The 13,235-nt window shown below is 68.6% G+C and carries 13 protein-coding genes; 6 read left to right on the top strand and 7 right to left on the bottom strand.

Going from position 1 to position 13,235, the window contains the following annotated elements:
- Nucleotides 1–93: 93 nt before the first annotated feature.
- From dapF to AB0M65_RS35530, 3 genes are read right to left on the bottom strand one after another with little or no spacing between them, the layout of a single operon-like run.
- Nucleotides 94–930 (bottom strand): diaminopimelate epimerase, encoded by an 837-nt coding sequence (gene dapF / locus AB0M65_RS35540; RefSeq protein ID WP_364038015.1) that lies wholly within the window; start codon nt 928–930, stop codon nt 94–96.
- 10 nt (nt 931–940) lie between these two features.
- Entirely contained in the window at nt 941–1,843 is a 903-nt protein-coding gene (miaA, locus tag AB0M65_RS35535; protein WP_364038012.1) for a tRNA (adenosine(37)-N6)-dimethylallyltransferase MiaA, read from the bottom strand.
- Nucleotides 1,840–2,529 carry a class III extradiol dioxygenase subunit B-like domain-containing protein gene (locus AB0M65_RS35530; RefSeq protein ID WP_364038009.1) on the bottom strand — a complete coding sequence of 230 codons (690 nt, stop codon included), beginning with the start codon at nt 2,527–2,529 and terminating at the stop codon, nt 1,840–1,842. Before AB0M65_RS35530 ends, miaA begins: the two co-directional genes overlap by 4 nt.
- Nucleotides 2,530–2,765: 236 nt before the next feature.
- Between AB0M65_RS35530 and AB0M65_RS35525 the strand changes: the two genes are divergently transcribed.
- The gene (locus AB0M65_RS35525; protein WP_364038006.1) at nt 2,766–4,079 is read left to right on the top strand and encodes a DUF349 domain-containing protein; all 1,314 of its coding nucleotides are present in this window, start codon (nt 2,766–2,768) and stop codon (nt 4,077–4,079) included.
- Between the two features lie 430 nt (nt 4,080–4,509).
- On the opposite strand, the gene AB0M65_RS35520 is transcribed toward AB0M65_RS35525, so the two are convergent.
- A complete protein-coding gene (locus AB0M65_RS35520) occupies nt 4,510–4,980 on the bottom strand; it encodes a hypothetical protein (RefSeq protein WP_364038003.1) in 471 nt (156 codons plus the stop codon).
- Nucleotides 4,968–6,482: a tRNA (N6-isopentenyl adenosine(37)-C2)-methylthiotransferase MiaB gene (gene miaB, locus AB0M65_RS35515; protein WP_364038024.1), complete on the bottom strand. Its 1,515-nt coding sequence runs from the start codon at nt 6,480–6,482 to the stop codon at nt 4,968–4,970. Before miaB ends, AB0M65_RS35520 begins: the two co-directional genes overlap by 13 nt.
- Before the next feature lie 16 nt (nt 6,483–6,498).
- Here miaB and AB0M65_RS35510 point away from each other — a divergent pair, with 16 nt between their 5' ends.
- A complete protein-coding gene (locus AB0M65_RS35510) occupies nt 6,499–7,410 on the top strand; it encodes a TAXI family TRAP transporter solute-binding subunit (RefSeq protein ID WP_364038000.1) in 912 nt (303 codons plus the stop codon).
- Here the strand turns inward: AB0M65_RS35510 and AB0M65_RS35505 are convergent.
- A complete protein-coding gene (locus AB0M65_RS35505; RefSeq protein ID WP_364037997.1) occupies nt 7,400–8,809 on the bottom strand; it encodes a HAMP domain-containing sensor histidine kinase in 1,410 nt (469 codons plus the stop codon). The two genes, AB0M65_RS35510 and AB0M65_RS35505, sit on opposite strands and share 11 nt — an antisense overlap.
- 4 nt (nt 8,810–8,813) lie before the next feature.
- Entirely contained in the window at nt 8,814–9,503 is a 690-nt protein-coding gene (locus AB0M65_RS35500) for a response regulator transcription factor (RefSeq protein WP_364038021.1), read from the bottom strand.
- Nucleotides 9,504–9,899: 396 nt separating this feature from the next.
- Between AB0M65_RS35500 and AB0M65_RS35495 the strand changes: the two genes are divergently transcribed.
- The 4 genes from AB0M65_RS35495 to AB0M65_RS35480 all read left to right on the top strand — a co-directional run.
- On the top strand, nt 9,900–10,628 hold the full coding sequence (locus tag AB0M65_RS35495; RefSeq protein WP_364038018.1) for an amino acid ABC transporter ATP-binding protein: 729 nt from the start codon (nt 9,900–9,902) through the stop codon (nt 10,626–10,628).
- A gap of 55 nt (nt 10,629–10,683) precedes the next feature.
- A complete protein-coding gene (locus tag AB0M65_RS35490; protein ID WP_364037994.1) occupies nt 10,684–11,541 on the top strand; it encodes a glutamate ABC transporter substrate-binding protein in 858 nt (285 codons plus the stop codon).
- A gap of 85 nt (nt 11,542–11,626) precedes the next feature.
- Nucleotides 11,627–12,322: an amino acid ABC transporter permease gene (locus AB0M65_RS35485; protein ID WP_364037991.1), complete on the top strand. Its 696-nt coding sequence runs from the start codon at nt 11,627–11,629 to the stop codon at nt 12,320–12,322.
- The coding region (locus AB0M65_RS35480) for an amino acid ABC transporter permease (RefSeq protein WP_364037988.1) at nt 12,319–13,235 on the top strand (917 nt) is incomplete at its 3' end. The genes AB0M65_RS35485 and AB0M65_RS35480, both read left to right, overlap by 4 nt.

The following is a 13,235-nucleotide window of genomic DNA, read 5'->3' as shown; positions in this document are numbered from 1 at the left end:
GGTCCTCGTACCGGGTTGTACTCGGGCCTTTCGGCCGTACGTCCAGCGGGAAGCTGGGCCGTCGAGACCCCGAAGGACTTCCGAAACCGACCACTAAGAGCCGAGCCCCGCCCACCAGGCTTCGTCGAGTTCGCCGCGCGCGACGATCTCGGCGGGTCCGGTCAGGGTGGATCCACCACGGCGCACCTCGACGATCACCCGGCCACCGGGGATGTCGACGGTCGCTTCGCCGGTGTCGGTGCCCGCGAGGTGCAGTGCGGCCGCGACCGCGGCGACCGTGCCGGTGCCGCAGGAGCGCGTCTCGCCGACGCCGCGTTCATGGACACGCATCTTCAGCGCGTTGTCCCCCAGCAGGTTGATGAACTCGAGGTTCACCCCGTCCGGGAATACGTCCTCGTCGAAGTCCGGCTGGTCACGCAGGTCCAGTTCGTCGACGTCGTCCTCGACGACCGACACCAGATGCGGGTTGCCGACGTTCACCGCGACCCCGGAGAACGGCTGCCCGGCGACCACGGTGACCGAAGTTCCGGTGATCGTCGCCGGCCCCATCCGCACGGTGACCGAACCGTCCGTGTGCAGCCGCACGGGCCGGTCGCCGGCGCGGGTGCCGATGACGAAATCGCGCTCGGTCACGAGACCGGAATCGACCAGGTAGCGCACGAAGACCCGGACGCCGTTGCCGCACATCTCGGCGATCGAGCCGTCGGCGTTGCGGTAGTCCATGAACCATTCGCCCGCCGACTCTTCGGCCTCCACGCCGAGCGCGGCAGACCGGACGACACGAAGCACACCGTCGGCGCCGAGACCGCGCTGGCGATCGCACAGCGCCGCCACCCGCGCCTCGGTCAGCTCGAGGCGGCCGTCGGGGTCGGGAAGCAGCACGAAATCGTTCTGTGTGCCGTGTCCCTTAAGGAATTCGATGCCGCCCATGGGATTGAGGTTACTGGGCGACCACGTCGAGGACGCGCTCGGCCAGCCGCTCCGAGCCGCCGTCAAACCACTCGATGCGCTTGTCACGCCGGAACCAGGAACGTTGCCGCCGCACGAACCTCCGGGTGGCCTGTGCGGTGGCCTCGGCGGCGGCCACGAAGTCGCCGTCACCGTCCAGCGCGGCGATCACCTGCTGGTAGCCCAGCGCCCTCGACGCGGTGAGCCCGTCGCGAAGCCCTTTCCCCAGCAGCGCCCGGACTTCGTCGACGAGACCGGCGTCGAACATGAGCTCCACGCGGCGATCGACGCGGCCGTCGAGGTCCGCCGGTTCGCGGTCGATGCCGATCAGGACCGTGCCGTAGCGCGCGGGCCCCGGTTTCGGCAGGTTCGCCGAGAACGGTTCGCCGGTGATCTCGATGACCTCCAGCGCCCGCACGACGCGGCGGGTGTTGGTCGGGAGGATGGCCGTGGCGGCGATCGGGTCCAGTCCGCTCAGCCGCGCGTGCATCGCGGCGACGCCGATCTCGTCGGCCTCGGCGGTGAGCCGGGCGCGCACGGCCGGATCGGTGCCAGGGAACTTGAGGTCGTCCAGCACGGCCTGGAGGTAGAGCCCGGAGCCGCCGGTGAGGATCGGCACCTTCCCGGCGTCGAGGAGTTCCTCGACGCGTTCGCGGGCGTCGCGCTGGTACGCGGCCACCGACGCCGTCTCGGTGACGTCGAGGACGTCCAGGAGGTGATGCGGCACGCCCCGGCGCTCCTCCGCGGTCGCCTTGGCCGTCCCGATGTCCATCCCTCGGTACAGCTGCAGTGCGTCGGCGTTGACCACTTCACCCCCGAGGGTGATGGCCAGCTCCACCGCCAGCGCGCTCTTCCCGGTCGCCGTGGGCCCGACGACCGCCACCGGCCGGATCACGCCTGTTCCCAGACCGCGACGTGATAGCCGACGCCGAACGGCGCGGCCGAGTAGAGGACGTTGGCGGTCCAGTCACCGTCGGCGGCGAGAGCGGAGAGGACCTGCCACGGCGCGCGGCCACCGGCCCCGAGTTCAGCGGCGAAGTCCGGGTCGAGCCCGGCCAGCGACCCGGTGTCGGCCTTGGCCAGCGCGTCGCGGATCTCGGCGTCGAAATCCTCCGCACGCACGTCCTCACCGCCCGGGGACCGGGGGCCGTGCCGGCTGGAACCGTCGCCGAGTACGAGCACGGCGGCGGGCTCCCCCATTTCGCGGCCGAGCAGTTCGCACTGGTCAGGAGTGGCCGCCGGATCGACAAGCCGGATTTTCACGGACGACGCCCCCGCCCGCTCCCGCAGCCAGCCCGCCACGAGCGCGGGCAACGGGAGCTCGGTTTCGGGCGCTGTCACCCGGCTGAGTGAGACACCGAGGTCGACGCCGAAGCCCCGGAAGGAGCCGCTCGCGTGTTCGGGCACCTCCGGCGCGCCGACGGCCGCGCCGATGACGAGCCAGTCCTCGGAGGCGCTGGTCAGCCGTTGTACCGCTTGGAGACAGGCTTCGCGCAGCTCGGCGCACTCGTCGGCCGCACCGGCGGTCAGTTCGGGGATGAGCAGCGGGGGTTGCGGCAGCACGGCGACACGGCGGATCACGGCCGCCGACGTTACCTTCCCGCCCCGGACCGACCGGCAACCGACCGACACGGAGGGTCCTCCGGAAGTAGGATCACTGCCCTCTGGTGATTCATCTGGTACCACGGTGGACGCTGAGCTGCTTGAATGCCGCAAGGGGTTGATACCCCCGAAAGCACGACGGCAACGCATTACCCGGCCCCGCCGCTAGGCGGGGCGCCCGCGCCAGCGGGCGTACAGGCGATAAGGAGCCTGCGATGGCCCAGGAGAACACGTCCACCGGTACCCCGGCGCCGCATCCGGTGCCGCACGCGCTCGGTGGCGGGCACGCCGCACCCCCCGTGCCGCCCGCCGAGCCCAGCCCGTCCGCTTGGGGCAGGGTCGACGAAGAAGGCACGGTCTACGTCGTCACGCCCGATGGCGAGCGCGCGGTCGGCGTCTGGCAGGCGGGGAGCCCGGACGAGGGTCTGCTCCACTACGCGCGCCGCTTCGACGACCTGCGTACCGAGGTCGAGCTGCTGGAGACGCGGCTGGAGTCCGGCGCGGGCGACCCGAAGCACGCGCTCGCGACCGCCACGCAGCTGCGGGACGGTCTCGCCGAAGCCGCCGTCGTCGGTGACCTCGCCGCGCTGAGCGGGCGTATCGAGCAGGTCATCGCGCACGCCGAGAAGGCGCTGGCCTCGGCGAAGCAGGAGCGCGAGGAGGCTCGCGCGGCCGCCGTCGTCCGCAAGCAGTCCCTCGCCGACGAGGCCGAGAAGCTGGCAGCCGAGTCCACCCAGTGGAAGGCCGCCGGTGACCGGCTGCGCGCGATCCTGGACGAGTGGAAGACCGTCAAGGGCGTCGACCGGAAGACCGACGACGAACTGTGGAAGCGGTTCTCCAAGGCCCGCGAGGCGTTCAACCGCCGCCGCGGCTCGCATTTCGCCGAACTGGACAAGCAGCGCGCGGGTGCCAAGAACCGCAAGGAAGAACTGATCGCCGAGGCCGAAGCGCTCTCGGAGTCCGACGACTGGGGCGACACGGCGGGTCGCTACAAGGACCTGATGACCGAGTGGAAGGCCGCCGGTCGCGCACCCAAGGACAGCGACGAGGCGCTCTGGCAGCGTTTCCGCGCCGCGCAGGACAAATTCTTCGCGCGCCGGTCCTCGGTGTTCTCCGAGCGGGACGCCGAGTTCGCGACCAACGCGCAGCAGAAGGAAGAACTGCTCGTCGAGGCCGAGAAGATCGACCCGGCGTCGAACCTCGAAGCGGCGAAGCAGCACCTGCGGCGCATCCAGGAGCAGTGGGACGACATCGGCAAGGTCCCGCGCGAGCGCATCCGCGAACTGGACAGCCGCCTCAAAACCGTGCAGGACTCGATCAAGTCGGCCGAGGACAGCAAGTGGCGGCGGACCGACCCGGAGGCGCAGGCCAGGGCGGCCCAGTTCCGCGAGCGGGTCGAGCAGTTCGAGTCGCAGGCGTCGAAGGCCCGTGCGGCGGGCGACGAGCGTCGCGCGAAGAAGGCGGACGAGCAGGCCTCGCAGTGGCGTGAGTGGCTTGAGGCCGCGGAAGCGGCCATCGCGGACCGGTAACTCTGGGGGTTCTTGAGGCGGCTGGGTCGTGAGTGTTTTGGGTCGTTCTAACGACCCAAAACACTCACGAGGTGTTCGGTGGGCTCGGGTACTGGCGCCCGTGCTCGCCTGAGGTACAGGAAGGCCCCCTTCCTTGCGCCTAGGTACAGGAAGGGGGCCTTCATGTACTTGGGAAGGTGTGAAGGTCGAGTTTCCTCGGCTGAGCCGAGGGAAGGAGTCCTTCACGCGCGGCCGTCGCTGTGCCTGCTGGTGCACCTGAGACCACAGCGGCGATCCTGAGGTACAGGAAGGGGGCCTTCCTGTACCTAGGCAAGGAGTCCTTCACAGACCCTGACCCGCGACCAGCCCCGCAGCCAAATCCAGTAGGCACCTAAGACACTCTTGGCTCTAACGACCCAAAACACTCACGACCCCAAGCGGTACCGGAGCCTCAGCTACGCGAGAAAGCGGCCCGCATCCAGTAAATGGCCAGCGCGACGGTGGCGATCCAAGCGACGATCAGCCCGAAGCCCGGTCCGCCGCCGGCCGCGCCGGTCGCGTGCGAGGACTGCTGCGACCAGATCGCGAGCATCCCGTCGACCGAGGCGAACCAGCCGCCCGCGGCGCAGACCCACGCCAGCCACCAGCGCCGGGTCACCAGTGTCACGGCCGAGGCGAAGACCCCGATCCCGGTGGAGGTCGCGGCGAACAGTTGCGGGATCCCGCCGCCGCGGCCGAGCAGCACCTCCCAGCCGGCGTGCTCGCCGACCCACGGCAGCAGTTGCGCGATCAGCAGCACGAACACCAGCACGGCGATGGAGAACCCGCGCCTGCCCAGCTCGATCGTCTTGGCCGCGCGGTCACCGACCTCGTCGATCTCGGCGGCGAGTTCGTCGATCTTCGGTTCGGTCACAGTGCACATCCGCTCACCGGTTCCGGCGTGACGGCCGGGGTGCCGAAGCCCGGAAGGCCCAGCGTCACGCCGTTGGTCTTCGGCCGGAGCCCGGCCTCGGAGTTGTCGCCCGCCTTGGTGCGGCGGTGCGACAACAGGTCGCCGTCGGCGACGAGGTGGTGCGGGGCGCCGTAGGTCACGACGGTCTCGACGACGTCACCTGGCCGCACCACGCGGTCCACCAGTGGTCCGGCCGGGGTGAAGTGGACGAGCCTGCCGTCGCGGGCGCGGCCGCTCATGCGGTGCGTTTCGCTGTCCTTGCGGCCTTCGCCGGAGGCGACCAGCAGTTCGACGCGGCGGCCGACGATCTTCTTGTTTTCGTCCCAGGAGATGTCGTTCTGCAGTTTGACGAGCCGTTCGTAGCGCTCCTGCACGACCTCCTTCGGCAGCTGCCCGTCCATCTCGGCGGCGGGCGTGCCCGGCCGGATCGAGTACTGGAAGGTGAACGCGCTGGAGAACCGCGCCTGCGCGACGACGTCGAGTGTGGCCTGGAAGTCTTCCTCGGTCTCGCCGGGGAAGCCGACAATGATGTCGGTGGTGATCGCGGCGTCGGGCATCGACTCGCGCACGCGGTCGAGGATCTTGAGGTAGCGCGCCGACCGGTACGACCGCTTCATTTCGCGCAGCACCCGGTCCGAGCCGGACTGCAGCGGCATGTGCAGCTGGTGGCATACGTTCGGCGTCTCGGCCATCGCGTCGATGACGTCTTCGGTGAACGCGGCCGGATGCGGCGACGTGAACCGGACGCGCTCCAGGCCCTCCACCGCACCGCAGGCACGCAGGAGCTTCCCGAACGCGAGCCGGTCGCCGAATTCGACGCCGTAGGAGTTCACGTTCTGGCCGAGCAGCGTCACTTCGAGCACACCCTCGGCCACCAAAGCCTCGACCTCGGCCAGGATCTCGCCGGGACGGCGGTCACGTTCCTTGCCGCGCAACGCGGGAACGATGCAGAAGGTGCAGGTGTTGTTGCAGCCCACCGAAATCGACACCCAGCCCGCGTACGCCGAGTCGCGCTTCGCCGGGAGCGTCGAGGGGAAGGTTTCGAGTGATTCGAGGATCTCGACCTCGGCCTCGGCGTTGTGCCGCGCGCGTTCCAGCAGCGTCGGCAGCGCGCCGATGTTGTGCGTGCCGAATACGACGTCGACCCACGGCGCGCGTTTGACGATCTCGCCGCGATCCTTCTGCGCGAGACAGCCGCCGACGGCGATCTGCATATCCGGCTTCGCGGTCTTCTGCGGCCGCAGGCTTCCCAAAGTGCCGTACAGCTTGTTGTCCGCGTTCTCCCGCACCGCGCAGGTGTTGAACACGATCAGGTCGGGTGTGGCCTCGCCGTCACCCGGAACGTAGCCGGCGTCTTCGAGCTGCCCGGCAAGACGTTCGGAGTCGTGCACGTTCATCTGGCAGCCGAAGGTGCGGATCTGGTAAGTACGCGCGCTCATCTCGCCTCCGAGGGTACGCGGGCGGGGTTCCATGGCACGATCGACCCTCATGAGGAGACGGGGTGTGCTGGCTGCCGGGCTCGCCGTGGTCTGCGCCCTGGTCACCGGCTGCGGGCCCGATCTGTCCGGTACGCGCGTGCGCATCGCGGCGGGGCTCCACGGCGGCGTCTACAACAAGCTGGCCCAGCCGCTGGCCGATGCCTGGGCCGCGCAACTGGGCGCCGAACGCCCCGAGGTCCAGGAGACCCAGGGCTCGCCGGACAACATCGCGAAGGTCCGCGCGGGCAAGGCGGACGTCGCTTTCGTGGCCGCCGACGTCGCGACCGAGAACACCGCCGGGCTGGCCGCGCTCGCCCGCGTCCACGACGACTACCTGCACGTCATCGTCCGTGCCGATTCGCCGATCACCTCGTTCGCGCAGTTACGCGGGCGCAAGGTCGCGATCGGTTCGCCGGATTCCGGAGTCGAGTTCCTGTCGAAGCAGCTGCTGAAGGCGTCCGGGCTGACCGGCGCCATCGACCGGCGCAACCTCGGCCTCAACGAAGCGCTGCCCGCGCTGGAGAACCGTCAGATCGACGCCGTCATCTGGTCGGGTGGCCTGCCGACGCCGTCGATCACGGAGAAGGTGCAAACGGTCGGCCTGCGGCTGCTCGACATCACCGATCTGGCGGACGTGCTGCGCGCGACCAGCCCGGTTTACCGCACGGCGACCATCCCGGTGACCGCGTACAACCTGCAGGCACCGGTGACCACGCTCGTGCTGCCGAACTTCCTGGTCGTCTCGGCGTCGATGCCGGACGACCTCGCGGAAGCGCTGGTGCGCGGGCTGTTCGACGCTCGCGGCGAGCTGGTGAAGGCCGCCGGGGCGGCGTTGTCGATCGACATCCATCCTGCCATCGAGACGGCGCCACTGCCACTGCATCCCGGCGCGCTGCGCTACTTCCGTTCGCTCAAGGACTAGCGACCGGCAGGGTCACGGTCACTTCGAGGCCGCCACCTTCGGGCGAACCGAGCCGCAGCGAGCCGTCCGACCGCGCCATGATCTCGGTGACGATCGCCAGGCCCAGCCCGGATCCGGTGACGTTCTGATGCGCCGTGCTGCGCCAGAACCGGTCCGCCGCCCGCTCCAGTTCCTCCTCGCGCAGGCCCGGCCCGTGGTCGCGGACGGCGATGTCGACCTTCCCGTCCGCGGTGGTGACGGCGACCCGCACCTCGGTCCCCGGTCCGCTGAACTTCAGCGCGTTGTCCAGGAGCGCGTCGAGCACGACTTCGAGCCCGCGTGCCGGGGTGAGCACCCGGAGCCCGCCACCTAGCCCGGACGAGACCAGCGCGATGTCGCGGGTCTCGCCGACCACGGTCCAGTCGGCGACCCGGGCACTCACCATCTCGTCGAGGTCGACGGGCACGAGTTCGCCGCCGGAGGCTTCGGCGCGGGCAAGGGACAGGAGTTCGTCGAGGATCTGGTTGAGGCGTCGCGCGTCCACGATGGCCGCTTCGAGGTCGGCCGCAGCCAGGTCGTCGTCGACATGCCCGTCGAGGTTGCCGAGCCGGATCTTCAACGCGGTCAACGGGTTCCGCAGCTGATGGGAAGCGTCGGCGACGAAGGCACGCTGTGCCGAAAGCGCCTCGTCGACGCTCGCGGCCATCCGATCGAAGGACCGTTCGAGCTGACGCAGTTCCGGCGGTCCGCCCGTCTCGCCCACCCGCTGGACCTCCCGGCCGCTGACCACGGCGGCGACCAGTTCCCCGGTCGCGTCGTCGAGCCGTCGCACCGGGCGCAGGATCCACCGCACCACCGGCACCGCGACCAGCAACGCCAGCCCGAACGCGAGCACCGCGCCCGCCGCGATGAGCAGCCACCACCACAGCAGGGCGGTGCGGGCCTTTCCGGTCGAGGACAGCGTGATCACCGCGCCGCGCACTTCACCGTCGATCAGGATCGGCTCGGCCAGCACCAGCGGTTCCGTGGCCCAGGGCATCAGCAGTGGACCGGGTTCCGAACGACGCCCGGCCAAGGCCGCCTGGACGTGCGAAGCGATGGTGGCGTCCTTCAGGTCGATCCGGGCGGCATCGCCAGGACCGCCGAGCGCCCTCGCCACGGCCTCGCCGTCCTGGTCGACGATCACCACCGGCACGTCGTAGACCTCGGTGTAGCGGCGGAGTTCGTCCTCGATCAGGCCCGGCCGGTTCTCCACGAGCGGCCGCTGGGCCAGCGACGCGAACCGGGAAGTGTCGGTGAGCCGGTCGAGGAAGAGGTCGAGCTGCACACTGGCCGCCACGCTCAGCGCGAGCGGGATACCGAGGCCGAAGACGAGCGCCGCGACCAGCGTGAGCACGATCGCCTGCAGCCGGACGCGCACCGGCTCAGCCCTCTTCCGACGGGCCGTAGGCGCCGCCGAGGCGGTACCCCACGCCGCGGACCGTCTCGATCAGCGCGGGCCTGCCCAGTTTCGTCCGCAGGGTGGCGACGTGGACGTCGAGCGAGCGGCTCTCGGCCGGACCGCGATGGCCCCAGACCTCGGTCAGCACGTGATCGCGGGCGCAGACCGCGCCACGGGCGGTGACGACCAGCGCGAGCACCTGGAATTCCTTGCGGGACAATGAAACCGGCTGCCCGTCGACCTGGACCTCATGCCGCCCGATATCGACCGAGACATCACCTGCCCGAATGACTCCGGCCGGTTCGGGCGCGGCTGGGCGTTCACCCCGGCGACGTCGCACGGCCTCGACGCGGGCGACGAGCTCGTCGACGTCGTAGGGCTTCACCAGATAGTCGTCGGCGCCGGACCGCAGGCCCTGGATCCGGTCGTCGACCTCGCCCCGCGCCGAAACGACGATCACCGCGACGTCGCTGACCGCCCGGATCCGGCGGCACAGCACGATCCCGTCGATGTCGGGAAGCCCGAGGTCGAGCAGGACGACGTCGACCTCGTGCACCGCCTCGAGCACCCCGGCGCCCGAGGCGAGGCGTTTGATCGTCAGGCCGCGACGGCTCAGCGCGGGCGTCAAGGCACCCGCGACCCGGTCGTCGTCCTCCACCAGCAGTACCCGCACCCGTGTTTTCCCTTTCACGCCGTCCCGCCGTCGCAACGACTTGAAGAACGACTCTATGGGGTGAGTCACCTTTCGCGCTGCCCGTACCGTTGCGCCGTCCGGACCAGCGAGGAAGCCGCCGCATGCGGTAACGGTCACGATGCGTCACAGATCTTGTGTGACCCCGGTTACGGGACACCCCCGCCTTGTCTAGGCTGATCAGCGCCGGACGGGCGTGGACCGGGGCCGTCCGGCGGCTTGAGAACGATACGGACTTGAAACCCTAAGTATTGGTCAAGCCGCCTTTACAAGCGGTCCGACGGGAGTAGGTTTCCGCCATCGCGTGGTGCCTGACCCCGCAGTCCCCTGCAAACGAACGCTCCTGGAGGCCAGATGACCGCGGAGGTGGCGGCGCCGATGATCAAGGCGGTCGCCGTGAACAAGTACTTCGGCGACCTGCACGTGCTCAAGGAGATCGACTTCGAGGTGCCGCGTGGGCAGGTCGTGGTCGTGCTCGGGCCGTCCGGATCTGGCAAGTCGACGCTGTGCCGGGCGATCAACCGCCTGGAGCCCATCAACTCCGGCGAGATCGCGGTGGACGGCGTTCCGCTGCCCGCCGAAGGAAAGGCGCTGGCCGCGCTGCGCGCCGACGTCGGCATGGTGTTCCAGTCGTTCAACCTGTTCGCGCACAAGACGATCGTCGAGAACGTCATGCTCGCGCCGATCAAGGTCCGCAAGGTCGGCTCTGGCGAGGCCCGCAAGACCGCGATGGACCTGCTCGAGCGCGTCGGCATCGCCAACCAGGCGGACAAGTACCCGGCACAGTTGTCCGGCGGGCAGCAGCAGCGCGTGGCGATCGCCCGCGCGCTGGCCATGCGCCCCAAGGTGATGCTGTTCGACGAGCCGACCTCGGCGCTGGACCCGGAGATGGTCCAAGAGGTCCTCGACGTGATGACCACACTCGCGAAGGACGGGATGACGATGCTCGTCGTCACCCACGAGATGGGCTTCGCGCGGCGTGCGGCGAACCGGGTGGTGTTCATGTCCGAGGGCGAGATCGTCGAAGACTCCACCCCGGACGAGTTCTTCACCAAGCCGAAGACGGACCGCGCCAAGGATTTCCTCGGCAAAATCCTGACCCACTAAGGACTTCCCCACCGGCCGGTATGGCTGGACAAGATTCGGAAGGAAACTGAGAACAATGCGGTTGAACCGAGTTCTGCGAATGAGCGCGGCCGTCGTGGCGGCCGGGCTCGCCCTCTCCGCCTGTGGTGGTGGCGGGTCGGACGCCGGCAGCGGCTCCAGCGGCGCCAAGAACCTGGTGGCGAAGGCCAAGAACGACAAGAAGCTGACCATCGGCATCAAGTTCGACCAGCCGGGTCTCGGCCAGAAGCAGGCCGACGGCACGTACGCCGGGTTCGACGTCGACGTGGCGAAGTACATCGCCAAGGAGCTCGGCGTCGAGGAGTCGGCGATCTCCTGGAAGGAAGCGCAGTCCGCGCAGCGTGAGGACCTGATCAAGAAGGGTGAGGTCGACTTCATCGTCGCCACCTACTCGATCACCGACAAGCGCAAGAACGACGTCTCGTTCGCGGGCCCGTACTTCATCGCCCACCAGGACCTGCTGGTCCGCGCCGACTCCACCGACATCACCGGCCCGGAGTCGCTGACCGGCAACAAAAAGCTCTGCTCGGTCAAGGGTTCCACCCCGGCGCAGAACGTCAAGGACAAGTACGCCAAGGAAGTTCAGCTCGAAGAGCGCGGCAAGTACACCGACTGCGTCACCTCGCTGCTGAACAAGACCGTCGACGCGATGACCACCGACGACGTCATCCTCGGCGGTTACGCCGCGCAGCAGCCCGGCAAGCTGAAGCTGGTCGGCAAGGGCTTCACCGACGAGAAGTACGGTGTCGGCCTGAAGAAGGACGACACCGAGAGCGTCACCGCGATCAACAACGCGATCAAGAAGATGCAGCAGGACGGCGCGTGGAAGGCCGCTCTGGAGAAGAACGTCGGCCCGTCGGGCTACAAGATCCCCGAGCCCCCGGCAATCTCCTGACACCCGGCTCGCTGAGCCGCTGAATCAAAAGGAATCGAACGGTGCGCCGTGTACCGCGGCGCACCGTTCCCATACCGAGGCTGGGTTGAGCACCTTGTTCGATTTCCTCGACAATCCCAATTACGACTTGCTCGGCGCCTTCTGGATGACGATCAAGCTGACCTTCTTCTCCGCGATCGGTTCCCTGATCTGGGGAACGATCCTGGTGGGGATGCGGGTGAGCCCGGTTCCGATCATGCGGGCGTTCGGCACCGCCTACGTCAACATCTTCCGGAACACCCCGCTGACCGTCATCATCGTCTTCACGTCGCTGGGATTGTCCTCCACCCTGGGGCTCAACCTGGCCTCGTCGGATTCGACGACGTCGTTGGAGGACAACGCCTTCCGGCTCGCGATCCTCGGCTTCATCGCCTACACCGCCACGTTCGTCTGCGAATCGCTGCGGGCCGGGATCAACACCGTCCCGGTCGGCCAGGCCGAAGCAGCTCGCGCGCTGGGCCTCGGCTTCCTGCAGGTGCTGACGCTGATCGTGCTGCCCCAGGCGTTCCGGTCGGTGATCGCGCCGCTGACCAACGTCATGATCGCCCTGCTGAAGAACACCACGGTCGCGTCGGTCATCGGCGTGGCCGAAGCGGCGCTGCTGATGTCGTCGATGGTGGAGAACGAGTCCGACTCGCTACTCCTGGTCTTCGCCCTCTTCGCCGCCGGGTTCGTCGTCCTGGTCCTCCCCCTCGGCCTGCTGCTGGGCTGGGTCGCCAAGAAGGTCGAGGTCAAGCGATGAGCACACAGGCTGTCCTGTACGACGCCCCCGGTCCGAAGGCACGGGCACGGAACTGGCTTTACAGCGTTCTCTTCGTCCTTGTCCTGGCGCTGGTCCTCTACTACGTCTACGTGGGCTTCGATGAGAAGGGCCAGTGGGCAGGCGCGCTCTGGAAGCCCTTCATCGACGGTGAGACCTGGACGCAGTTCCTGCTTCCCGGCTTGCTCAACACCTTGAAGGCGGCCGGACTTTCGATCGTGATCGCCCTGCCGATCGGCGCGCTGCTGGGCATCGGACGGCTGTCGGAGCACAAGTGGATCCGAGTCCCGGTCAGCGCGATCGTCGAGTTCTTCCGCGCCATCCCGGTGCTGCTGCTGATGGTTTTCGCCGCCGCTTTCTACTCCTTCTACACCGACATCAACGCGGAGATCCGCCCGCTGTTCGCCGCGGTGACCGGGCTGGTGCTCTACAACGGTTCGGTCTTGGCCGAGGTGTTCCGCGCGGGCATCCTGGCGCTGCCCAAGGGCCAGGCCGAAGCCTCGTCCGCACTGGGCCTGCGCAAGACCCAGACGATGATCAACGTGCTGCTGCCGCAGGCCGTCACCCTGATGCTGCCCGCGCTGGTGAGCCAGCTGGTGGTCATCCTCAAGGACACCGCGCTGGCCGGTCAGCTGACCATCAACTTCGACGAGCTGATCCGGGCTTCCGGTCCGCTCACCGGTCTCTACGGCAACACGATCCCGAGCCTGATCGTCGTCGCGATCATCTTCATCGTGCTGAACCTGCTTCTGACCAAGCTCGCGAGCTGGCTGGAGAAAAAGCTGGCACGGCGGAAGAAGGCGCCTGACCCTGCTGGCAGGCGTCGTCCACGTGCTCTCCGGCTGCGTCACGGCCTTCGGGCTGCTCGCGACGGCGAACGTGTTCACCGCGTTGC

The organism is Amycolatopsis sp. NPDC051071 (assembly GCF_040682875.1).
In the GTDB taxonomy this organism is placed as follows: Bacteria; Actinomycetota; Actinomycetes; order Mycobacteriales; family Pseudonocardiaceae; genus Amycolatopsis.
Note: the sequence above shows the minus strand (reverse complement) of the source record. Positions and strands in the feature narration are given on the sequence as shown.

Bases quoted from the DNA above. Each gene is read 5' to 3' on its own strand.
- dapF (WP_364038015.1), bottom strand. From the start codon at position 930: ATGGGCGGCATCGAATTCCTTAAGGGACACGGCACACAGAACGATTTC.
- AB0M65_RS35525 (WP_364038006.1), top strand. From the start codon at position 2,766: ATGGCCCAGGAGAACACGTCCACCGGTACCCCGGCGCCGCATCCGGTG.
- AB0M65_RS35520 (WP_364038003.1), bottom strand. From the start codon at position 4,980: ATGTGCACTGTGACCGAACCGAAGATCGACGAACTCGCCGCCGAGATC.
- miaB (WP_364038024.1), bottom strand. From the start codon at position 6,482: ATGGAACCCCGCCCGCGTACCCTCGGAGGCGAGATGAGCGCGCGTACT.
- AB0M65_RS35510 (WP_364038000.1), top strand. From the start codon at position 6,499: ATGAGGAGACGGGGTGTGCTGGCTGCCGGGCTCGCCGTGGTCTGCGCC.
- AB0M65_RS35495 (WP_364038018.1), top strand. From the start codon at position 9,900: ATGATCAAGGCGGTCGCCGTGAACAAGTACTTCGGCGACCTGCACGTG.
- AB0M65_RS35490 (WP_364037994.1), top strand. From the start codon at position 10,684: ATGCGGTTGAACCGAGTTCTGCGAATGAGCGCGGCCGTCGTGGCGGCC.